The following is a 22,341-nucleotide window of genomic DNA, read 5'->3' as shown; positions in this document are numbered from 1 at the left end:
TTTTATTGTTGTTTGTATGATTTTTCATTTTCAACATCGGTAATTATAAAAACTAGATTTTAATAATTAACAAAATGTTTAATTTACTTATAAGACCCAAAATCAAGTTCAAGAAATGACAGATTTATTGAAGTTAATATGCACACCTTAAAGATTAACGGACTTGCTTGGACTAACGATAAAAGGTAACTGAATTTTCTAGAGTGATGGACACGCTTAAGATGCAAATAAATTAAAACTTCTATTTTCTTATTTCTTTAGCTGGGTTACCAACTACCATTATATTATCAGGCACATCTCTAATAACAACTGCTCCAGCACCAATAGTTACCCATTTACCAATAGTTATCCCTTGTATTACTTGTGCTCCAATTCCAATGTGAGTTCCTTCTCCTATTTTAACATTTCCCGCTAAAGAAGCATTTGGAGATATGTGCACATAATCTTCTAATTCACAATCATGTTCAACAATAGCACCTGAATTAATAATACAATGTTTACCAATAATTGAAGATGCATTTATAACTGCATTTGCCATTACACAAGTTCCTTCTGCAATACTTGCAAACTTAGATATTGCTGCCTTAGGATGAAACACTGAAACATAAGTTGCAGTAATTGATTTTACTATCAACTTTCTTGTTTTATTATCCCCTACACTTATAAAAAGTTCTTTTATAGCATATGTATGAAATTTCTTATAGTTGTAAACTGGAATATTTAGAATTTCTTTCAATTCTAAATTATCATCAAAAACTCCTTCTATTTTTTTATTTGTGGTTGCTTGTATACTATCAATAATTACCTTACAATGACCACTTGCTCCATATAAATACATACCTAGTTATTTCCTTTAAACGGTTCCATTATTGTTGTTGCACTCGCGTTAACACCTTCTGAATTTAAAACTTTTTTAATTGTTTTTAATATAATTTGCATGTCTGTTTTAAAATTTAAATGCTCAACATACCAAACATCAAATTCAAATTTTTGTTTCCAGCTAATTGCATTTCTACCATTCACCTGTGCCCAGCCAGTTATCCCTGGCTTCACTAAATGCCTTTTTTTTTGTTCAGTATTGTATAAAGGTAAGTATTCTGGAAGTAATGGTCTAGGACCTATTAAACTCATATCTCCTTTTAATATATTTATTAATTGCGGAATCTCATCTAACGAGGTTTTTCTAACAAACTGTCCAATTTTAGTAAGTCTTATTTTGTCATCTAATAAATTACCCTGAGCATCCCTTTTATTATTCATTGTTTTAAACTTAATAATTTTAAACAATTTTCCATTTAACCCTGGTCTTACTTGAAAGAAAAAAGGCTTTCCGTTATTAACAATTGCTAACAACAACATAACAAGCACCATAATTGGCAAGAGTACAAACAATCCGATAATGGAAAGTACTAGATCTAAAAATCTTTTAATATAATTACTGTACATCTTCTTTTTGATGTAAATTTAATAGTTTTAAATTGTATGAAGAAAATAAAATAATATTCTTAAGATTAACTTAAGATCCTACACATGAGATTACTTCGGTTGTACTGCCCTCGTAATGACGTGTTACTATGAAACCGTCTTTGCGAACGAAATGCAATGAAGTGAAGCAATCTGTTGATTTGGAACTAAAACAAACTCGTAAATTTCATTCATGAGATTGCCGCAGTTGTGTTTTCCATTGCATTGCAAACACACCCTCGCAATGATGTGTTACTATGAAACCGTCATTGCGAACGGAATGCAATGAAGTGATGCAATCTGTTGATTTGAAACTAAAAACAAACTTATAAGTAATGTTTATGAGATTACTTCGGTTGTACCGCCCTCGTAATGACGTTGTACGATTTAACCGTCATTGCGAACGAAATGCAATGAAGTGAAGCAATCTGTTGAATTGAAACTAAAAATAAACTTACAAGTAATATTCATGAGATTACTTCGGTTGTACCACCCTCGCAATAACGTGTTACTATGAAACCGTCATTGCGAACGGAATGCAATGAAGTGAAGCAATCTGTTGAATTGAAACTAAAAATAAACTTATAAATAATGTTCATGAGATTACTTCGGTTGTACCGCCCTCGTAATGACGTGTTACTATGAAACCGTCATTGCGAACGAAATGCAATGAAGTGAAGCAATCTGTTGAATTGAAACTAAAAATAAACTTATAAGTAATGTTCATGAGATTACTTCGGTTGTACCGCCCTCGTAATGACGTGTTACTATGAAACCGTCATTGCGAACGAAATGCAATGGAGTGACGCAATCTGTTGAATTGAAACTAAAAATAAACTTATATGTAATGTTCATGAGATTACTTCGGTTGTACCGCCCTCGTAATGACGTGTTACTATGAAACCGTCTTTGCGAACGAAATGCAATGAAGTGAAGCAATCTGTTGATTTGGAACTAAAACAAACTCGTAAATTTCATTCATGAGATTGCCGCAGTTGTGTTTTCCATTGCATTGCAAACACACCCTCGCAATGATGTGTTACTATGAAACCGTCATTGCGAACGGAATGCAATGAAGTGATGCAATCTGTTGATTTGAAACTAAAAACAAACTTATAAGTAATGTTTATGAGATTACTTCGGTTGTACCGCCCTCGTAATGACGTTGTACGATTTAACCGTCATTGCGAACGAAATGCAATGAAGTGAAGCAATCTGTTGAATTGAAACTAAAAATAAACTTACAAGTAATATTCATGAGATTACTTCGGTTGTACCACCCTCGCAATAACGTGTTACTATGAAACCGTCATTGCGAACGGAATGCAATGAAGTGAAGCAATCTGTTGAATTGAAACTAAAAATAAACTTATAAATAATGTTCATGAGATTACTTCGGTTGTACCGCCCTCGTAATGACGTGTTACTATGAAACCGTCATTGCGAACGAAATGCAATGAAGTGAAGCAATCTGTTGAATTGAAACTAAAAATAAACTTATAAGTAATGTTCATGAGATTACTTCGGTTGTACCGCCCTCGTAATGACGTGTTACTATGAAACCGTCATTGCGAACGAAATGCAATGGAGTGACGCAATCTGTTGAATTGAAACTAAAAATAAACTTATATGTAATGTTCATGAGATTACTTCGGTTGTACCGCCCTCGTAATGACGTGTTACTATGAAACCGTCATTGCGAACGAAATGCAATGGAGTGAAGCAATCTGTTGATTTGAAACTAAAAATAAACTTATAAGTAATGTTCATGAGATTGCCGCAGTTGTGTTTTCCATTGCATTGCAAACTCTCCTTCGCAATTACGTTGTATCAATGCTCATTAAACAACCAACCTTCAGCTAAATCAATCCAATTAGGATTCATTCCTAAAATTAATTGTTCTTTTCGCTTTCTATTTCCTGCTTTTAATTGTTTCTCTCTGGATATCGCAAGTCCTATATCCTCAAACTCTTCATAATAAACTAATTTATCAACATTAAATCTAGATGTAAACCCTTTGTATACTTTATTTTTATGCTGATAAGTTCTTTTTAATAAATTACTTGTAACACCAGTATAAATAACTGTATTGTTTTTATTGGTCATAAAATACACATAGCTTTTTTTCATATTTTAAATGTACTATTTTTTTATAAACCGTCATTGCGAATACAACGCAGTGGAATGAAGCAATCTGTTGATTTGGAACTAAAAATAAAATTGTAACCATTATTCATGAGATTACCGTAGTCGTGTTTTCCATTGCATTGCAAACTCTCCTTCGCAATGACGTTAGGCTATGAAACCGTCTTTGCGAACGGAATGCAATGAAGTGAAGCAATCTGTTGATTTGGAACTAAAACAAAATTGTAACCATTATTCATGAGATTGCCGCAGTTGTGTTTTCCATTGCATTGCAAACTCTCCTTCGCAATGACGTTAGGCTATGAAACCGTCTTTGCGAACGGAATGCAATGAAGTGAAGCAATCTGTTGATTTGGAACTAAAACAAAATTACAACCAATATTCATGAGATTACTTCGGTTGTACCGCACTCGTAATGACGTTGTACGATTTAACCGTCATTGCGAATGAATGTAATGGAGTGAAGCAATCTGTTGATTTGGAACTAAAAATAAAATTATAAGTAATGTTTATGAGATTACTTCGGTTGTACCGCCCTCGTAATGACGTGTTACTATGAAACCGTCATTGCGAATGAAATGCAATGGAGTGTCGCAATCTGTTGAATTAAAACTTAAAACAAACTTATATGTAATGTTCATGAGATTACTTCGGTTGTGCCGCCCTCGTAATGACGTATTCAAATCTCGCAATGACGTTTACTTAATTCATCCCCAAAACCTTATACTCTTCTAAAATAGCTTCCCAAACCAATTGTTGTTCGTATCTCGTTTCAATCATTATTCTAGCATTTGATTTTGCTTTTATAAAAGCTGTAGTATTTATTAAACAATGCCGCATTGCACTTAAAATTGCTTCTGTATTTTTCACAGGAATAACCCAGCCATTTTTACCTTCAACTACAATTTCATTACAGCCATTTATATTGGTAACAATACTTGGCAATCCCATTGCTCCTGCCTGCATAACCACATTAGGAAAACCTTCTCGGTAACTGGGAAAAACCAATACATCTGAAATAGCAAAATATGGACGTACATCTTGCTGATATCCCACTGAAATTATACTTGGGTTATTTTTTATACTATGTATAGTTTCTTTTTTTAATGGGTCTAAGTCTTGCTCAAAAGGACCTACTAATAAGAGTTTAAATTTTTGAGTTTGCAGTGCAGAGTTTTGTAATTCCTCAAACGCTGCCACTAATTCGTTAATACCTTTATCACCAACAATTCGCCCAACAAAAATAAATACAAAATCGTTTTTTTGTATTCCTAATTCTTGTTTTAAAGCTTCATTTTTTTCGACTGAAAACAATTGCGGATTAAAAAATTCAGTATCAATTCCATTTGAACTTCCATTTGCAAGTACTTTCAATTTTAATGGTTTTGCAAAATTATTTTTAATAATAATTTCTTTTAAGCCCATTGAATTGGGATACACCTTGGTAGCACAAGAATAGGTTAATTTCTCAACAAAATTAAGTACTTTTCTTTTTATACCAATTGATTCTAACAAAGGCAAGCCAGCCACCGTATGTAACCTGTTTGGAACATTTGCCATTTTAGCAGCCAACATACCAACAATTCCTGCTTTTGGAGTATGCGTATGCACTATAAAAGGTTTTTCCTTTTTTAAATATTTATATAATTTCAACAAAGAAATTAGATCTTTAATTGGAGTTATTTTACGTGTCATTTCTAAATGAAACACTGGTATATTTTGTTCTTCCCCAAAGGTGTTTAAGCGTTCCTTCTCTGAAGAAACTGCAATAACCTGAAAATAGGATTTCATAAAACCCAATTGCCCCTCCAATAGTTTTTCTAAAGAAATTGGTACTGTTGTTATTCTAATTAATTTCTTTTTCATTTAAGGCTCTCGTTTTTTTATAAGTTATTAAAAAATAAAAAATGTAAGGAAAAAACATAATTCTCATTCTATTTCCCAATCCTAAATTGTACAAATAAGATCCAAACAACACAATTAAGAAAATACTTGATAGTAGGGCAAACTTATGATCAAACGAAAGTACACTTATTTTAAATTTATTTTTAATCAGTTTTTTTATTATTAGTCCGCAAATTACAACATAGTATAAATTTTCAATTGAAGTCACCAATTGAAAACTGTTTTTTATACTATACAAAAATGGTAATGGCATAAAAAGTAGATAAAATATCCGGGAAATTATGGAAGTGTCTAATATATCAATTTTAGAATTTCCATTAGCTTCTCCATGTTCAGCTAAACCATAAAAAAACTCTTGAATTGCTGCTAAATTAACCGTATCTATTTTTAAAAAATATTTAAAAGCTACTGGAATCAAAACTAGAGTTATACACGAAACGATTAGTACTATTTTTAATTTTATTTTTTTTGAAAAATTTGTATCAAAAAGAATAGACACTAATAGCCCTAACAACAACATAAAAAAAACGTGCGGTCTAATTATAAAAACAAGCGCAAAACAAACAACTAAAACCCAATCAAAAAATTGGTGCTTTACTTTTTTCAATATAAAAACCATCAATAAAAAAAGTAATGCCTCCTTACCTAAAAACCCTGTCCAAAAATGAATGGACGGAATTAAAAAGAACACCCCTAATAAAAGCTTCTTTTTAACTATCTTTTCAAGAGATATTAATTTAAAATATTCTAAAAACCCTTTAAAACTAATAGTAGCAAAGAGCAAGAACAGCACTTCTATAGTTATTTTTAACTTTACCAAAGGATATATTAAAAAAGAAACCACAAATCCACCAACTGAAAAAAGCTCCCACCAATTATCAGCTGCAACAGCTGCATTATAGTACTTTTCAGGATCATTATTAGGCAAGGTATCTAGTAGCAACACAAAAGCCAATGACATTGCAAAATGAACCAATGTAAAAACTATATAAAAAACTTTTTCATTTTTTGAAACTGCATTACACCAAAGTTCTTGTACGTTTTTTTGCACATAATAAATGAGAACAAATACAAGAATGCTATTTAGAAATACTATCATTTTTTTAAAGTTGAATGCGCAGTTTTTTTAGTAAATAACCAAAACGACAATAATGCATATACAAATCTTGCTGCTATTAAGAAAATTGCAGCTCCTAAATAACCGTAATTTATAAACCCTAATGCTCCAATTAACAAACCAACTAATACCGAACTTATTGTTATAAACCCAAATAATTTATCCTTACCAAGCACTAATAAACCATTTACTCCGTATGCTGAAATTATTGACATTAACAAAGGTGTGGGACTCATTATTTTAATAATAAAAGTTACTTGATTAATAGATTCTTCATTGTCTAATTTCAACCAAGGTTTCACCAACAAATCTGCACTAAAAAACATAACAACTGAAAACAACACTCCCATTATTAATAAGGTTCTAACAGATATTTTCCGCACCTTAGAATCTCTATTTACAATTGGATAAAAAACTTTTGTAACAATTGAATTCACTGTTGAAAAAGCATTAGAAAACTTCACCCCTAATTGCATATAACTTACGTGTATTGGAATACTAAACATACCTACTAATAAAACAGCTAAATTAGAAAGTACAGACGGCACAAATAAGTTAATAAATGAACTAAAATTATTATATAAATAAGCACTTACTTTTTTAAACGAAAGTATTTTAATTGATAACTCATACTCTTGTATCACATAAAAAAAACTTATCCCTCCGGCAACTAATAATCCTATAGCCTCAAATAAAATAATATAAATATAATCTTTTGGTTCATTTATAAATAAAATTACAAGTAGTGCATAAATAAGCGTAGCTACCAAACTTATTATAGGCAAAAACTTCATTTTTTCAACACCAATAAAAAACCAACGTAAAGAAAACAAATCACTTAATAATAAAAAAGACGCGAACACGTATAATAAACTATGTGATCTAAAACTAGGTACTATAAAATTTAGTATTACCAGAAGCAGTAATAAAAATACAATTATGAATAATTTTACTGAAAAAACTTCATTAAAAACACTATTATAACTTCTTTTATCTTCAGGTTTTGCCAACTCTCTAACCGCAACTAAATTAAACCCATAATTAGAAATGTTCATAAAAAAGAACACTAATGCTATAGCAAAAGCATATACCCCATAGTTTTCAATCCCTACTTTTAATATTAAATAGGGTATTAAAAAAATAGCTATTACCAAATCAATTGCTTTAACGGAAAACAATGAAAGGGTGTTTTCTATGAAATGGTATATTTTTTTGTTATTCAATGGTTTTAAATTATATATTAAAATTGTTTCTGTTTATTTATGAATTAAATAGATTATCATAAACATCTTCGTACTCTTTAACCATTTTACTAATATCAAACTCTTCTGCTCTGTTTAAACATTTTTTAACTGTTTGATTATAAAAATTACTATCATTTGAAAGTTTTAAAATCAAATTAGACAACATTTTCTCATCTCTTGGCTCAAATAATAACCCTGCACCTTCAACAATTTTAGATAGCCCTGGAACATTTGATGCTATTACAGGCTTCCCTGCTGCCATACCTTCAATAGCAGCTCTCCCAAACCCTTCATAATTACTTGACATTACAACAATACTAGATTTATTTAAAATAGCGCCCACATTGTTTTGTAGGCCTAAAAAACTAACTTGATCCGCAACACCCAATTTTTCAGTTAATTCTTTACAAATTGACATTCTTGCACCATCTCCCACAAATAAAACATGAAAATTTTCTGGTAATAAAGCTAAAGATCTAATTAATGTATCTTGGTCTTTTTGACTTCTAAAGCTTGCTATTTGAGTAATTATTGTTTTATCTTTAAGCTTAACATTTAAATTAAAAGATTCCCTATTTTGATTCTTTTCATTTCGAATTTTGACCAAATCTACACCATTGTATATAACTGTTATATTTTCATTGCCCCTTAAGTGCTGTTTAAGATTGATATTTGCCTCAGGAGTTATTGCTATTATTTTATCATATTGATTATATATAAACCTTTCAATCCATTTAAAAATGAATTTTCCTCTTCTATTATTGCTTGTACTATGTTCTGTAAAAACTAATTTAGTTTTAGAATTTCTAAATATTTTAGCAAATGCTACTATGTAAAATGAAGGAAATAAATGTGCATGTACAATATCATAATTATTAATTATTCGGCTAATTTTTAAAATAAAAAAGGGATTGAATAACATATTACTTTTACCTAAAGAAATAACAGGTACATTTTGTTCTTTTAATTCTTTTAAAAAAAACGTGTCTTCCCCATTTAATAAAAGCACATCGGTAGCATAACCATTCTTAATATGTAAGGGAACATTCCCTACAATTGATCTTTCTGCACCACCAATATGAAGTGAGTTTATAACACGTAAAATCTTCATCTTAATTAAATTTTAATTAATTATCCTTCTGATTATCCAACCAGTCTTGAAAAACTATTACATCCCACAATTGTACCTCCCAATTTCTTTTTCTAGACAAATGTTCCTTCCATTTTGAACGAATAATTTGGGCGTTAAAAAAACCCTCTTCTTTTAATCGTTTTTCATCTAATAAGTTTTCACACCATTCTTTTAGAGGCCCTCTTAACCATTCTCCTAACGGTACTCCAAACCCCATTTTTGGACGTTCTATTAATTGTTTTGGCACATATTTATATAATACTTCTCTCAGCACCCATTTATCTATTCCATTACGTAATTTATACTCTATTGGTAAAGACATTGCAAATTCTACAATTCTATGATCTAGCAAAGGCACCCTTGTTTCTAATGAATTTGACATTCCCGCTCTATCTACTTTGGTTAAATTATTATTAGGTAAATACGTCATTAAATCTACCGCCATCATTTCAGCAAAAAAAGAATCTAATTTTAAATTGTTCTTTTGAAATAAAGTTTCAGACGCTTCACTTCCTAAAACCCAATCGGTTGCATTTAAATTATGAGTCATAAAACCTTTTTGATAAAACTCGTTTCTATTATTGATATTTAATAAAGGCGCAGCTTTTAAAATTTTATCTACAAAATTTATTTCTTTAGCATTCTTATCAACTTTACCTTTTAATGGTTTTACCAATAACTCTAAAAAACCTATTGGTAAGTTTGTTATTCCTTTAAACATACCCTGTCTAAGAAAATAAGGAATTTTAGATGAACTATTCCAAGATTTACTTGCTAATTGATACCTGCTATATCCGCAAAACAATTCATCTCCACCATCACCAGACAAACTAACAGTAACTTTATTTTTAGCCATTTTTGACACTAAATAAGTAGGGATTTGAGATGCTTCAGAAAAAGGTTCTGTATAAATTTTAGGTAATAAAGGTACAATATCTAATACTTCTTTACTTGTAATATAAGCTTCATGATGGTCTGTACCTATATGGTTTGCCACTTTCTTTGCATGTTCAGCTTCATTATACTCCTTTTGATTAAAACCAATTGAAAAAGTATTTACTTTTTTATCAGATTGCTTTTGCATTAATGCTACAACTACACTTGAATCTACACCACCAGACAAAAAAGCTCCTAACGGCACGTCTGCTTGCATTTGAAGACTTATTGCATTTAAAAGCAACTCTTCTAAGTTTTCAACAGCCTGTTTACTTGAGCCTTTAAATGATGGTTGATTGTTGCTATTAGCCAAATCTTCAATTGACCAATATTGGCTTTTATTTATTTTCTTAGTTTTTGCATTAATAGTTAATGTAAAGCCAGCTTCAAGCTTAAAAATATTTTCATAAATTGAATAGGGTTCAGGAATTGCACAATGTTTTAAAAACAGCGCTAAAGCATTTCTATTAATAGCATTATTAAAAAGCGGGAATGATTGAATAGGTTTAAGTTCCGATGCAAAAACAAAATTTCCATTTACCCAGCCATAATATATAGGTTTCTCACCCATTCTATCCCTAACGAGTGTTAAATTCTCTTCAGTAGCATCCCAAAGTGCAAAGGCAAACATACCAATACAATTTTCAATAGTTTTATCTAACCCCCAAATTTCAATTGCTTTTAATAAAGTCTCAGTGTCTGATGTTCCTTTCCAGCTAATGCTTGTATTAAGTTCTAATTCTTTTCTAATTGCTAAATGATTATAAATTTCCCCATTAAAAATAATGGTATACCTTTCAGAATCTGAATGCATTGGCTGGCTTCCATTCTCCGTTAAATCTATAATAGATAATCTTGCATGGCCTAATCCAATATTGCAACTATTATTAAACCAAATCCCTTTACTATCAGGACCACGATGTTTAATTTCAGTTACCATGGAACTAAGTATACTTTTATAATTAAGTGTTCCATTTGCTAAAAAACCTACTATTCCACACATAAAACTTTTCGTTAATTTTATCGGTTACGATACCTTATATAATAATTTAATAAAACCCCGAATGGAAGTGCGAGCATTGTTAATAAAAAATTATTATTCTTAAAAAAATTATATTCTTTAATTATAATACTACTTGAGATGTAATGAATCAATGCTTTAAACCTAACTTTAAAATACTTAGAATACTTTAATTCAATAACCCTTGAATATCTAAAACCTTTAGGATGCTTCATATATTGCCTAAATATATTTCTAGTTGAACCATCTTCTAAATATTCCACCACACATAAAGCTTCATTTAAACAAAGTAACGTATACTCTTTATCAATTTGCAAATATAACGATCCTAAAGGCACAAAACTTTCACCTTCAAAAATAGGATACTTAGGATATTTTTTTACAATTTCTGTTCTAAATACCAATTTCTTATCTCCGGTTATATGGTATTTATAATATAAATCTTCCAGTGAAGCATTTTTTAAACCTACCGGCATTCTTTTTCCTAGTATTGCCCCATCATTTAAAACATCTAAACCTACAATACCAGCATATTTATCATTTCCATATAACTCCCAAAATCCTACAATTTTTTCAATTGCGTTATCTGTTAAATAATCATCAGAATCTATACAAACATTTAATTCTGTATTAATAGTAGCATAAGCAGTATTATAAGCTCCATGCATTCCTAAATTACTTTGATATATATATGTTATTTCAATTTCATTTTGAGCAATCCAAGACGCTACAAGTTCTTTAGTAGTGTCTGTAGAGCCATCATCTATAATAAGCCAACAAAAATCTCTGGTTGCTTGCCTTAATAAACTATCATATAATTGCCCTAAACAGAAAGCTCGGTTATATGTTGGAGTAAATACTGTTATTTTTTTCATTTAATTATAGTATAATAAACATAAAATACGTAAATCCATAATACAACAATACGGTATATGCCAATACTTTTTGCTGCTTTATAAAAAACTGTTGTTTAAAAAATGGGTAAAAAATAATTACAGCCATTAAAAACCAAGATAAATACGCAAACCTATTTGAAAAACTTGAACGTATTACCAAAATCCAAAAAGCATTGGCTGTAAGGTAAATATTAAATAACTGTATATATACTTTATCATTAAAATTTCTTTTAATAATAAAATAATACCCAGCATAAACAGCAGCTGCACTATATAATAAGAAATCCCATCTAAAACCAGTTCTTGAAAATTGCGATTTATCTATTGCATCTCCTAAATATTTTAAGCGTTCACCTCCAAAACCAACTGAGGCAAATAAATTTTCCCAAAAACCACCCAAAACCAAGGATAATGGTATTGCAAATAACCAACCGATTAAATAATGGCGTGGATTTTTATAAAAAAGCGTTAAAATGTAGGCTGCAATTGGCATAATTACACTCCCATGAATAAAATAAGCTATTAGAAATAGCCCATATTTAACCAAATTATTTTTGGAAGCTAACCCATAAATAATAAATGACGTTGCAATCCCATTACGTATTCCGTTTGTTCCATAAGGCCAAAAAGAAAAAGAAGCTATTAGCATTAAAAAGATAAAATACCTATCTGCTCCAAACCATTTTTTAACAGCACTGTATAATGGTACAATATACAATATGGCACATAGTAAAAAAAAGATTTGAGCAGACATAATACCACTACAAAACTTCATAAATAAGCGCCATAAATAATCTTTATTGTTTGTTATTTCAGCCCCATTTGCAAACTCCTTAAAGTATTTTGCGTAAATCCCCATATCTCCAAACACGAAACTTATGGGACGTAAGCCCATATAAAATAATACCACAATTAATAAAATTAATGAGGCTATTTCCTTTTTTTTATTATTATAAATAACATAACCATTGGTTTGTAGTTTTATAAATGCTACTACTATTATTATTAATAACGCATTATAAAATAGTGGTGTATAAAAAGGTAATGGTATAATGGAATTAAAAATCATTGAATTTATTCTTTAAAAAGGTTTAACCATTTTTCCATCACTTTATTTTCGTTAAAACGCTCTATATTTTTTAATGCAGCTTGCCTCATTAATTTTCTTTTCTCTGGATTTTCAATTAAGGTAGCTATCTCAACCGAAAAAGCTTCTATTTTATTGTGTTTCACTAAAATACCATCCTCCCCATTTGTTATAATATTTCTTGGGCCATGTGGACAATCATACGAAACAATAGGCAAACCACAAGATAAAGATTCCAACAACACCATAGGAAAACATTCCGTTTCAGAGGTTAGTGCGTAAATAGATGCTTCTTGCATTTTTTCTTCTAGTTTACTGGTAGCTCCTTTAAATTGTATGTTTGAAACGGATAATTCTTTAATTAAATTATTTAATGTATCCAATAATAACTTATTTCCTTCTCCATAAATATAAACTTCCCAATCTGGAAACCTGTCCACAATTAAACCCCAAGTTTTTATTAAATGATCAAATTGTTTTACTTCAGCAATTCTACCTGCTGCAATAATAGTATGGTTTCGTTTTACATTATTTCCTTTAACTTCCAATTTAATGGCATTGGGAATTACCACTACATTATTAGATTTATAATATTTTTGCTCATCAGGATTTAATACAACTACATGTGTGTATTTTTTTTCAATAGTAGTATTAATTGTGTGCATTATTTTTTTTAAAAAACTAGCTTTTGGCAAGTGCTTTACATAATAATACCTAGAAGCATGAAACTCTTTTATTGTTTTTATGTTACCACTTATAAAAGGAATAAAATAAAAATCAAAAGCATAATTACAAACAATTAACACATCCGGATTAATTTCACTTAACTTGTTTTTTAATCTTTTCAGATGTTTCGGAACTTTGTTAAGGTTAGTTGGATTAAAATAACTTTTTGTCCTTACATAATTAATATCCAAATCATGGTGAATTACTTTATCTGAAATTGTATAACAAAACGCTTTACCTTTTTGCTCAGTTGTAATTAAATGAACTTCATAATCTGGAATCTGAACCAAATAGTTTAACTTTTGAGCCAATACCTTTTCAATACCTCCATGAAGATATACTTGATCTGTACTATAAACTATTTTCATGCTACTTTATTAAGCTTTTAAATAAGGTATCCCAAATTGGGATTATTTTTTCTGGGGCATAACGTTTTACATTTATTTTTGCCTCCTCACTCATTTGCTCTCTTTTTTCTTGATTTTCTATGATATCAGCTAACTTTTCTGCAAATTCTTCTATATTTCCATTATCAACTACATAACCATCCTCATTATTTTTTATTATATCTGCCGGTCCATGTGGGCAATCAAATGCCACACAGGGAACTCCAAAACTCATTGCTTCTATTAAAACCATACCAAAGCCTTCTGATCTTGATGGTAGTACAAATATAGATGCTTCAGCGTATTTATCTGCTATATTTTTAATTGGGTCATTTAAGATTAAGCTATTACTTAAACCCTGTTTCTTTATTATTTGTTGCAAATTAAGTTTTTTATTTTGCTTCCCATAAATTTCCAACCTCCAATCAGGGTGTTTTTTTACAATCATTCCCCAAATGGAAATTAACCTATCAAAACCTTTATTAAAACTTTGGGTTCCGACTGCTAAAACCAGATTTTTTTTAGGTTTTTTAAAATCTTGATCAAATTCTTGAAATGGAGCAGGATTTGGAATTACTGTACAATTAACTTTATTCCAATCTTTTTTATTCCCATTGGTAAGAATTACAAAAGCATTAAACTTTTTTGCTCCCCAAACCATTACCAATTGTACACAATAATTTTTTAACTTTTGATTTGCTGATTTGTTTGTTTCTGAAATAAAATTAAAATCTAAAGAAGCATGTCGCTCATAAATAACAGGTATTTTCTTTCCAAAAATAATTGGAAACAACAGCCCTTTTAAACCATCATCACAAACCGAAATAATAGCTGGTTTTATATTTTTTAAAACCTGTTTAATTCCTTTTCTATAGCTTAAAAAATAATTAATTGGGTTGCCTCCAACTTTTATGTCATGAAATTTTAATGCACTGCTAAAATTATAAAATGGTTTTTTATCACCATCATTTAAGGTTAAAATATGAACTTCGTAGCCAAACTTATCCACTAAATAACTTGCTTTTACAGCCAATACACGTTCCAAACCTCCAGAACCATTAATTGCATTTGTAATGTAGAGAAGTTTCATATATAATTAACTTAACAATAATTTATTTACTAAACTTATGGACTCTTCTTTTCTAGTATTTTTTTGCTTTTTTAAATTCTCTATTAATTTATTTTTTAAATCATCATTTTCAATTATTGTTTGTATGGCATCTGCAATTGAAACTGCATCCATTGCTGCAATTAAGCCTGTTTTATTAGGCTCTAAAATTGAAAATGCTGTTGGAAAATTTGTACTTACAATTGGTTTATTTAAAATACTTGCTTCAATTAGTGTTAAACCTAAACCTTCAAATAAAGAAGTTTGCACATAAATATCACAAGTATTAATATATGGATATGGATTTTCTTTATAGCCAATTAAATTAAATACGTTTTCTAAATTACTATTTTTAATATGCTTTTCTAATTTTTCTCTTTCTGAACCTTCACCAATAACATACCATTTTATTGAAAATCCTCTTTCCACTAAAATTTTACAAGCATTGATAGCTAATTGGTACCCTTTTACCTCTGCCAGCCTTCCAACAGTAACAATATTTATTAAATTAGTATCAAAATTTAAATTTTCAATTTTGCTACCTGCTTTTTCTTTAATAGTAGTAGTATCTAAAATATCAGGAATTACCTCAATAGTAGCATTTAAATTATAGTTATTAAATGCAGCTTTTAAAGATTGTTTACATTCTTCAGATACTGCAACAATAGTATTTAGCTTTTTGTAAAATTGAAAATCAATTGCTGCATTATAACCCGCTTTTTGATAATCAGTATTTACCCAAGCAATTTTTTTAGATGCTGACATTTTAGTTGCCAAATAATAGGTTGCAAAACCCTGATTATACGCAATTGCAACATCGTAGTAAACTGCATGTGTATTTATTAAGTGCTGATATGCATTCCAAAAATTTTGTGCAGTATGCTTATTTTTAGTGAATTTTCTTAAAATCCAAAATTCTATTTTTTTATAAAATTTATTAAAAACATTTACATTCTTAAAAAGTGGTTTATTTATAATTGTAACTTCTTTTGGAACAAACTTCTCAAATTCACCACCAGAATTAAATAAAATTAAATCCACTTGAAATACTGAATAATCTAGCAAATTTAATAAGGTAATTAAACTTTTTTCAGCTCCTCCGCATTGTAAAGATTCTATTATAAAAACAACTTTTTTCATACTTTAATTTAATGCCTTTTCTAAAAAAAGTTTCGATTTAGAAACTAAATTTTCTAATTTACTACTAATCTCTTTATATGATTTTATTGTATTAATACCATAACTATTTCCATTAAGTTCAGTTTCATCAACAATAAGATGTGATAAATTTACTAAAGCTAGTAAATCCCTCATTCTAGTATTAATTTTTTCTTTTCTATTTACTACCAAAAATTGTTTTTCAAAAATTAAAGAAAAAGCAACCGCATGAAAAGAATTTGAAATTACAAACTGCGCATTTGCAATTAATGATAAAAAAAACTCGGGTCCTTTTAACCAATAATTATCTTGAGCGTATTTAATGTTTTTATTAACCGTTACTATTCTTAAATTATTTTCCGCAGCTATTTTTTTAGCAATTTTTTTTATAGAATGATTACTATCAAAATCATAAACAAAAATATAATTGTCTTTTATCGGTTTTACAAAAGTAGATTTCCAATAGGTAGCTGACAATAAAAATACTGGATCTAATACTTGTGCTACATTTTCAATTCCTAATTCATTTAAAATAGTTATACCAGACGTCTCTCTTACTGAAATATGGTTTATTCTTTTAACTTTTTCTTTTACAAATGGTTTTAGCTTATCCGCAATACTATCAATAGCAAAACTTGCTGCATAAGATATTTTAAGTTTATCATCTGGCACAAAATCTAAATAAAAAGCAGAATCTTTCCCATTTTGGAAAAAAGAATTCCAAATCTGATCACTTCCACAAATATACGCATCTGCAATAGGTAAGTTATTTTTTAACTCTTGATTGTTTTTATATAAGTGCTCTCCAGTTTTTATATATTTTTTCGAAAATTTATCGAATGCCTTCTTTCTCTTTAAAGCTTTTAACCTTCCTGGTAATTTTACTAATAAATAAATGTACTTAACAGGAAATGAATTGTATTTTGGGGAAACGGACAGTAAATTAAAATGATTACTTAAATAAAATGGTTTATAATGTATTGCCTGCGCTTTATGCCCTAATTCTTCAAGGTATTTTAGCAAGGCATACTCTTGTAAACTAGCTCCATAATTATAAACTTCATGACAAGTAATAGTTTTAATTTTCATGATATTTTTATTTTATAGGACAACTTTCAAAAAGCTTATCTAAGTCTATATTAATTTTGTAAGAATAAAAACGACTTAAAATAAATTCAATTGAAATAGTTTCATCCATTTTTATTGGCATTTTATCTAACCTACCTACAGACTGGAAATAATCTATAAATTTAAAGTTTTTACCCATTAATTCTGAAAACTCTAGCCATAAAGATGGAATTCCATAGGCATCCGCAACTATAATACCGTGTAAAGAACTTGAAGCTATTTTTTCACAACTATTAATTTGGTCTATAAATTCAAATATATTTTTATTTTGAACATCAATAATTAAAACATTATCCAAAAATTTATCTTGCAACCATTTATTATTTTTATCATTATAATGAGGTATAATTCCTAGTTTATATCTTTTTTTAATACCTTTTGATTTATAAAACCTAGGTAATAACAAAGCTGGATCTCCATAAACCTCAGGACAATCAACTCCTAATTCTAAAACTCTATTTCTTGTTAAAGGACCTCTTACTGCTAATATTTTTTTAGGACTCCCATGTTTAAAAACATTATTTGCGCTTATAAATCCTGACCCCCAAACAATAGATTTTTTATTTGATAATGATAAAATTGACCCTATTGTTAAATAATTTTCAAAAGGATAATATGCCGTATCTATTTTAACAACACTTTCAGCTCCTAACCATTTCAATAATTTTGGTGTAATTACATCTCCAAAATTATTGGCATCTTCAAACCAAAAAGCTTTATGTGATTTTTCCGAAAAATTTAAAATGAGAATTTTAAAATTTTTTAAATAACCTCTTAAATTTATATATCCTTTTTTAATAAACATTATTTCTGTTTCTTATACTTTTTACAATACCAATTTTTAAAAGATTATATTTAATTTTTGAAATCCACCCTTTAAATAATAAATTTAGTGTTTGTATTAGACTCATCTTTAATTTATTATCTCTAATAAAATTTAATTTATCATATTCACTTAATATTCTTGAACTCAATATTTTTTGATTAACCTCTGTTATTTTAACAAAGAATTCTTTAGCATAAATAAAATTAAAATGTGCATCTAATTCTTTTAATTTTTCAATTTGTTTTTTTAATACTTTGAAATAATACTTCTTATTTGTTAATACATTTTTTGTTACTGAATTCTCTGAATTAGACCTGTAAACACCCATTATATCAGGTAAATACAAAACACCATTTGGATGTGACCAAAGTACTTGCATAATTCCATGACCTCCATATGCACTTAAAGACAATGTTTTAAACTCGTCAATTCTATTGTTTCTAATAATAATTGACTGCATAGGACACACATATCCAAATTTCAAAATTACTTCTTTAGTTGGTATCACTCTTTCTTTTTTCCCATTATTACCTACAATACCTACATTTTCTTTTTTATCATCATTAAAAATTATGGAAGCATGTGAACATATATCAATATCCGGATTTACTTCTAATGCATTCACTTGTTTTTGCAATTTTAGCGGGTCTGTCCAATAGTCATCGCCTTCGCACATAGCAATGTATTTGCCTTTAGCTTTGTTAAAACAAATTTCAGATACAATTCCTTTTTCAATTGAATATTGATTTATTTTTTGATAAATTGGTTTTATTATTTCTGGATATTTTTCTTCATAATCCTTAATTATTAAAGCAGAACTATCTGTAGAAGCATCATCATGCACAATCACTTCTATAGGAAATGATGTTTTTTGCATTATAAAACCGTCCAATGCATCTTTAATATATTTTTCGTGATTATATACAAAACAAACAACACTTACCATTGGGGTATTCATAGATTATAATATTTTAATTTAATACAAACTCAATTATTAATTTTCTATTATAATGCAATGCCATTATAAATTCTTTTTTAAACCGAATTGCTTGTTTCACATAATTCCAAATAATAAAAAGTCCAGTTTTTTTTATTATTTTTTTATCCTTTTTATTGTCTGTTACAAATATCAAAATATCCTTTAACCTTTTTTGCAAATAGGTAGTATGCGTTAAAGAAGAAGCAATACCGTTGCCATGGTAATTATAAACAGCTGTACATATATTTAAAATACAACCTTTTCCTTTCTTTAATAAAAACAAGTATAATACCCAATCTGAAGCATTATAATTTTTAAATAAATTTTTAGGTATTTTTATATTTTTAAATACTACCGAACAAGTATCAAAAGGATTGTGTTTTAAAACATCTTTTCTAGAAAAAAACAGCTTATTTTTCCCTTTAAAATTTTTATAACTCTTATTTTTTAAAACTTTATCTTTTGTAAGCTTTTTTACTTGCGTACCACAAATAACAACACTTGTGTTAGCCTCCAAAAAATCTACTTGTTTTTGTAATTTTAAAGGATCTGTCCAATAATCGTCACCTTCGCAAATAGCTATGTATTTGCCTTTGGCTCTTGGGTAATTATATGTAAAATCTGGATTAATACCTTGTGAAAATTGATTTTCTTTTTGGTAAATTGGTTTTATAATGTTTGGGTATTTATTTTCATATTCACTAATAATAGCTACTGTTCCATCTGTAGAAGCATCGTCATGTATTAATATTTCAAACTCAAAATTAGTTTGCTGCATTAAAAAACCATCTAAACATTGTTTAATGAATTTTTCATGATTATATGTAATACAACATATACTAACTAATAACTTATCATTCATATTATTACTCTACTTAATCCAGTAGTTATTCTGCCCAATTAATTCAAAATAATCATCTCTAGTTATGCCCACTATAATTTTATCCCAAAATTTATTTTTTCTAAAATAAAAATTACGTTGTATCCCTTCTTCTTTCCAGCCACACTTACCAATATACATTTTTAAAGAAGCAATATTGTATTCAATCATATCTCCATTCAACCTTTGTAAACCTAATTCTTCAAAAGCATATTTCATTATTGCCATTACAGTATCTACTGCATAACCCTTACCTCTTATTTCTTTATCACCTAAAAGCATTCCATGAAATGCATTTTTATTTTTCCAGTCAATTTCTACTAAATTAGCAGTACCAATTAGTCCTAACTCATCTGTATGTATCGCAAACCGTTGATTTAAAGACATTACAGATAAATTAGATTGCCATTTTTGAATATCACCCATACTTGTTGGAAAATGCCAACCTCCTAGCCAATATTGTATTTCAGGTTCGTTACCCCATTTATTTAATAATGCTAAATCTTCCTGTTCAATTGCTTTAAGCGTTACTAATTTACCTTCAATATTCATTTTTTATAATCTTTATAATTTCAACCAATTCCTTTTCTGTTTGCCTTTGATCTATAGGCAAATATACTATATCACTGGCTAGTTTAAATTCTAAATCATCCTTAGTACACCATTCTAAAATATTTGGCCAATAAGTTGCTGTGTATACTTTATTATTAATTAACCGTTCTCTTAATCCAATATCTTCACACCAATATGGGTAAACCATAGGAACACTCTCCCCTTGTACAACTACTTCTAACAAATTAGTTTTATTTAAAATATCATGTAAATAGTTAAAATTTTGTCGTCGTTTATTTGCACAACTTCTATAATCAATATTGGATAAAATAAGTTGTGTAAGCTTCGCCATTTTTTTAATTGGTTGCTTTGATAGCTTTTCATCATTCTCTTTAAAATAGGAATAGCCATCTTCTGCACTCGTATCAATCCTTCTTAATAAATGCTCAAATCTATTGTATGAAACGTCTTTCTCTAAATCAATATCTAAATTTTTATTGCTATATAAATAAGCACCATCAGGTACACCAAAAAATTTTCTTGGTGAATAAAACGTATCCACACCTTTTATTGGTTTGGAATAAAAAGATTGTGCGTTATCAATTATTAAATTCTTGCAACTTTTAGCTAAAACATTTATGTAGCTATCCTTCAAACCAAAATAATTAGTATATAAAAAAGCTTCATTATGTTTAATGCTATTAAAATCAAAAACGGGCTCTAAAAGCTCATTTATATTATAAAATACTACTTCAATTTTAAGTTTTTGTATTGGCTCTAACAAAACATCACAAGTAAAAAATGGTAAATAAATTTTTTTATACCCATTAGCCAATAAAATATATTCTAAAGCATTACGCCCAGTATTTAGGCTGATAGCTTTTTTATGATACTCTTCTCCTTTATTGAGTTCCAATTCAAAATAACCTCCAATAGCTTTCATATTAAAGTATAATTATTCAACATTTCTTTTACCTCTTCCTTTGAATTAAACATTATTACATCAATTATAGACAACCATGGTACAAATTCATCATTAAACTGTTTATATTCTATACTGTTTGATTTCAAAAAATTCAATTGAATATTTTCTTTATAAAAATCTTCTTTATTATATAAATCAACTCCACCAATTGGATTAATATACTTTTTAGCTTGTTCTTTTTTACAAATATCTATAATTCTGTCTTTACCTTTTAAGGTAACATTATTATACAAAGATGAAGTTAAAACAAACTCTGTTTTTAACTCTAAAAAGTTACTGATCTCTACAAGACTTTTTACTGCTATTTTTGAAATAGTAACTTTGTCATTCACATTTGATAAAATATTATTAATTAACTGATTTGCTTGCTCATAGAAGGTGGCTTTTTTGTAGGATTGTTCTACTGTTTTTAAAAATTTAATTTTCCATTTCTCAAACTGCTTCTCATTTATAAAAGTTTCATTAATTTTTAAAAAAGAACTTTGTTTTTGTAATGGTACCGTAAACAATTGTTTAGAACCTTGCACCAAAACTTGATTTCTATTTATCCAACCTTGTTTAATAAAATTTACATCATCGTAGATTATAAACTTATCAACAGCATTAATTAGCTGAAAATATCCTATATAAGGAAACAAATAAGGCTGCATAATAGCAATTTTCATA

Annotated in this window: 20 protein-coding genes; all 20 read right to left on the bottom strand. The window is 28.7% G+C overall.

From position 1 onward, the window contains the following. Positions 1 to 241: 241 nt before the first annotated feature. Positions 242 to 838 carry an acetyltransferase gene (locus DAD81_RS17785; RefSeq protein ID WP_111709659.1) on the bottom strand — a complete coding sequence of 199 codons (597 nt, stop codon included), beginning with the start codon at positions 836 to 838 and terminating at the stop codon, positions 242 to 244. A 2-nt stretch (positions 839 to 840) separates the two neighbouring features. Continuing rightward, positions 841 to 1,446 (bottom strand): sugar transferase, encoded by a 606-nt coding sequence (locus DAD81_RS17780; RefSeq protein ID WP_111709658.1) that lies wholly within the window; start codon positions 1,444 to 1,446, stop codon positions 841 to 843. 1,848 nt (positions 1,447 to 3,294) lie between these two features. Beyond that, complete coding sequence (locus DAD81_RS17775; protein WP_111709657.1) at positions 3,295 to 3,594, bottom strand: GIY-YIG nuclease family protein; 300 nt, start codon at positions 3,592 to 3,594, stop codon at positions 3,295 to 3,297. A gap of 717 nt (positions 3,595 to 4,311) precedes the next feature. Then, positions 4,312 to 5,475, bottom strand: a complete 1,164-nt coding sequence (locus DAD81_RS17770) for a glycosyltransferase family 4 protein (RefSeq protein ID WP_111709656.1) — start codon at positions 5,473 to 5,475, stop codon at positions 4,312 to 4,314. Then, complete coding sequence (locus DAD81_RS17765; protein ID WP_111709655.1) at positions 5,456 to 6,613, bottom strand: hypothetical protein; 1,158 nt, start codon at positions 6,611 to 6,613, stop codon at positions 5,456 to 5,458. The genes DAD81_RS17770 and DAD81_RS17765 overlap by 20 nt, the downstream gene beginning before the upstream one ends. Further along, positions 6,610 to 7,854 carry an oligosaccharide flippase family protein gene (locus tag DAD81_RS17760; RefSeq protein WP_157961179.1) on the bottom strand — a complete coding sequence of 415 codons (1,245 nt, stop codon included), beginning with the start codon at positions 7,852 to 7,854 and terminating at the stop codon, positions 6,610 to 6,612. The genes DAD81_RS17765 and DAD81_RS17760 overlap by 4 nt, the downstream gene beginning before the upstream one ends. A 37-nt stretch (positions 7,855 to 7,891) precedes the next feature. Then, complete coding sequence (locus DAD81_RS17755; protein ID WP_111709653.1) at positions 7,892 to 8,986, bottom strand: glycosyltransferase; 1,095 nt, start codon at positions 8,984 to 8,986, stop codon at positions 7,892 to 7,894. A 16-nt stretch (positions 8,987 to 9,002) separates the two neighbouring features. Next, entirely contained in the window at positions 9,003 to 10,946 is a 1,944-nt protein-coding gene (gene asnB / locus DAD81_RS17750) for an asparagine synthase (glutamine-hydrolyzing) (RefSeq protein WP_111709652.1), read from the bottom strand. A gap of 17 nt (positions 10,947 to 10,963) precedes the next feature. After that, the gene (locus tag DAD81_RS17745; protein ID WP_111709651.1) at positions 10,964 to 11,839 is read right to left on the bottom strand and encodes a glycosyltransferase family 2 protein; all 876 of its coding nucleotides are present in this window, start codon (positions 11,837 to 11,839) and stop codon (positions 10,964 to 10,966) included. 4 nt (positions 11,840 to 11,843) lie between these two features. Next, the gene (locus DAD81_RS17740) at positions 11,844 to 12,929 is read right to left on the bottom strand and encodes an EpsG family protein (RefSeq protein ID WP_111709650.1); all 1,086 of its coding nucleotides are present in this window, start codon (positions 12,927 to 12,929) and stop codon (positions 11,844 to 11,846) included. 5 nt (positions 12,930 to 12,934) lie between these two features. After that, on the bottom strand, positions 12,935 to 14,041 hold the full coding sequence (locus DAD81_RS17735; RefSeq protein WP_111709649.1) for a glycosyltransferase family 4 protein: 1,107 nt from the start codon (positions 14,039 to 14,041) through the stop codon (positions 12,935 to 12,937). Between the two features lies 1 nt (position 14,042). Further along, positions 14,043 to 15,149: a glycosyltransferase family 4 protein gene (locus DAD81_RS17730; protein ID WP_111709648.1), complete on the bottom strand. Its 1,107-nt coding sequence runs from the start codon at positions 15,147 to 15,149 to the stop codon at positions 14,043 to 14,045. 6 nt (positions 15,150 to 15,155) lie between these two features. Beyond that, a complete protein-coding gene (locus tag DAD81_RS17725; RefSeq protein ID WP_111709647.1) occupies positions 15,156 to 16,307 on the bottom strand; it encodes a glycosyltransferase in 1,152 nt (383 codons plus the stop codon). A 3-nt stretch (positions 16,308 to 16,310) separates the two neighbouring features. Beyond that, positions 16,311 to 17,414: a polysaccharide pyruvyl transferase family protein gene (locus tag DAD81_RS17720; protein ID WP_111709646.1), complete on the bottom strand. Its 1,104-nt coding sequence runs from the start codon at positions 17,412 to 17,414 to the stop codon at positions 16,311 to 16,313. A 7-nt stretch (positions 17,415 to 17,421) separates the two neighbouring features. Continuing rightward, positions 17,422 to 18,258, bottom strand: coding sequence for a polysaccharide pyruvyl transferase family protein (locus DAD81_RS17715; protein ID WP_111709645.1), 837 nt, complete (start codon positions 18,256 to 18,258; stop codon positions 17,422 to 17,424). Continuing rightward, positions 18,248 to 19,237: a glycosyltransferase family 2 protein gene (locus DAD81_RS17710; protein WP_111709644.1), complete on the bottom strand. Its 990-nt coding sequence runs from the start codon at positions 19,235 to 19,237 to the stop codon at positions 18,248 to 18,250. The genes DAD81_RS17715 and DAD81_RS17710 overlap by 11 nt, the downstream gene beginning before the upstream one ends. A 13-nt stretch (positions 19,238 to 19,250) precedes the next feature. Then, entirely contained in the window at positions 19,251 to 20,120 is an 870-nt protein-coding gene (locus DAD81_RS17705; RefSeq protein WP_111709643.1) for a glycosyltransferase family 2 protein, read from the bottom strand. Between the two features lie 9 nt (positions 20,121 to 20,129). Further along, the gene (locus tag DAD81_RS17700; RefSeq protein ID WP_111709642.1) at positions 20,130 to 20,690 is read right to left on the bottom strand and encodes a GNAT family N-acetyltransferase; all 561 of its coding nucleotides are present in this window, start codon (positions 20,688 to 20,690) and stop codon (positions 20,130 to 20,132) included. After that, complete coding sequence (locus tag DAD81_RS17695) at positions 20,680 to 21,633, bottom strand: hypothetical protein (RefSeq protein WP_111709641.1); 954 nt, start codon at positions 21,631 to 21,633, stop codon at positions 20,680 to 20,682. Before DAD81_RS17695 ends, DAD81_RS17700 begins: the two co-directional genes overlap by 11 nt. Then, positions 21,630 to 22,340, bottom strand: a complete 711-nt coding sequence (locus tag DAD81_RS17690) for a WbqC family protein (RefSeq protein WP_111709640.1) — start codon at positions 22,338 to 22,340, stop codon at positions 21,630 to 21,632. Before DAD81_RS17690 ends, DAD81_RS17695 begins: the two co-directional genes overlap by 4 nt. Position 22,341 lies beyond the last annotated feature (1 nt).

The organism is Lutibacter citreus (assembly GCF_003260195.1).
Classification (GTDB): Bacteria; Bacteroidota; Bacteroidia; order Flavobacteriales; family Flavobacteriaceae; genus Lutibacter; species Lutibacter citreus.
This window is presented reverse-complemented; position numbering and strand designations above follow the sequence as displayed.

What these genes read in the sequence shown, in the direction of transcription:
- DAD81_RS17785 (WP_111709659.1), bottom strand. Translation starts at nt 838, where the DNA reads ATGTATTTATATGGAGCAAGTGGTCATTGTAAGGTAATTATTGATAGT.
- DAD81_RS17715 (WP_111709645.1), bottom strand. Translation starts at nt 18,258, where the DNA reads ATGTTTATTAAAAAAGGATATATAAATTTAAGAGGTTATTTAAAAAAT.
- DAD81_RS17745 (WP_111709651.1), bottom strand. Translation starts at nt 11,839, where the DNA reads ATGAAAAAAATAACAGTATTTACTCCAACATATAACCGAGCTTTCTGT.
- DAD81_RS17710 (WP_111709644.1), bottom strand. Translation starts at nt 19,237, where the DNA reads ATGAATACCCCAATGGTAAGTGTTGTTTGTTTTGTATATAATCACGAA.
- DAD81_RS17695 (WP_111709641.1), bottom strand. Translation starts at nt 21,633, where the DNA reads ATGAAAGCTATTGGAGGTTATTTTGAATTGGAACTCAATAAAGGAGAA.
- DAD81_RS17780 (WP_111709658.1), bottom strand. Translation starts at nt 1,446, where the DNA reads ATGTACAGTAATTATATTAAAAGATTTTTAGATCTAGTACTTTCCATT.
- DAD81_RS17700 (WP_111709642.1), bottom strand. Translation starts at nt 20,690, where the DNA reads ATGAATATTGAAGGTAAATTAGTAACGCTTAAAGCAATTGAACAGGAA.
- DAD81_RS17720 (WP_111709646.1), bottom strand. Translation starts at nt 17,414, where the DNA reads ATGAAAATTAAAACTATTACTTGTCATGAAGTTTATAATTATGGAGCT.
- DAD81_RS17770 (WP_111709656.1), bottom strand. Translation starts at nt 5,475, where the DNA reads ATGAAAAAGAAATTAATTAGAATAACAACAGTACCAATTTCTTTAGAA.
- DAD81_RS17725 (WP_111709647.1), bottom strand. Translation starts at nt 16,307, where the DNA reads ATGAAAAAAGTTGTTTTTATAATAGAATCTTTACAATGCGGAGGAGCT.
- DAD81_RS17740 (WP_111709650.1), bottom strand. Translation starts at nt 12,929, where the DNA reads ATGATTTTTAATTCCATTATACCATTACCTTTTTATACACCACTATTT.
- asnB (WP_111709652.1), bottom strand. Translation starts at nt 10,946, where the DNA reads ATGTGTGGAATAGTAGGTTTTTTAGCAAATGGAACACTTAATTATAAA.
- DAD81_RS17735 (WP_111709649.1), bottom strand. Translation starts at nt 14,041, where the DNA reads ATGAAAATAGTTTATAGTACAGATCAAGTATATCTTCATGGAGGTATT.
- DAD81_RS17730 (WP_111709648.1), bottom strand. Translation starts at nt 15,149, where the DNA reads ATGAAACTTCTCTACATTACAAATGCAATTAATGGTTCTGGAGGTTTG.
- DAD81_RS17765 (WP_111709655.1), bottom strand. Translation starts at nt 6,613, where the DNA reads ATGATAGTATTTCTAAATAGCATTCTTGTATTTGTTCTCATTTATTAT.
- DAD81_RS17705 (WP_111709643.1), bottom strand. Translation starts at nt 20,120, where the DNA reads ATGAATGATAAGTTATTAGTTAGTATATGTTGTATTACATATAATCAT.
- DAD81_RS17690 (WP_111709640.1), bottom strand. Translation starts at nt 22,340, where the DNA reads ATGAAAATTGCTATTATGCAGCCTTATTTGTTTCCTTATATAGGATAT.
- DAD81_RS17755 (WP_111709653.1), bottom strand. Translation starts at nt 8,986, where the DNA reads ATGAAGATTTTACGTGTTATAAACTCACTTCATATTGGTGGTGCAGAA.
- DAD81_RS17775 (WP_111709657.1), bottom strand. Translation starts at nt 3,594, where the DNA reads ATGAAAAAAAGCTATGTGTATTTTATGACCAATAAAAACAATACAGTT.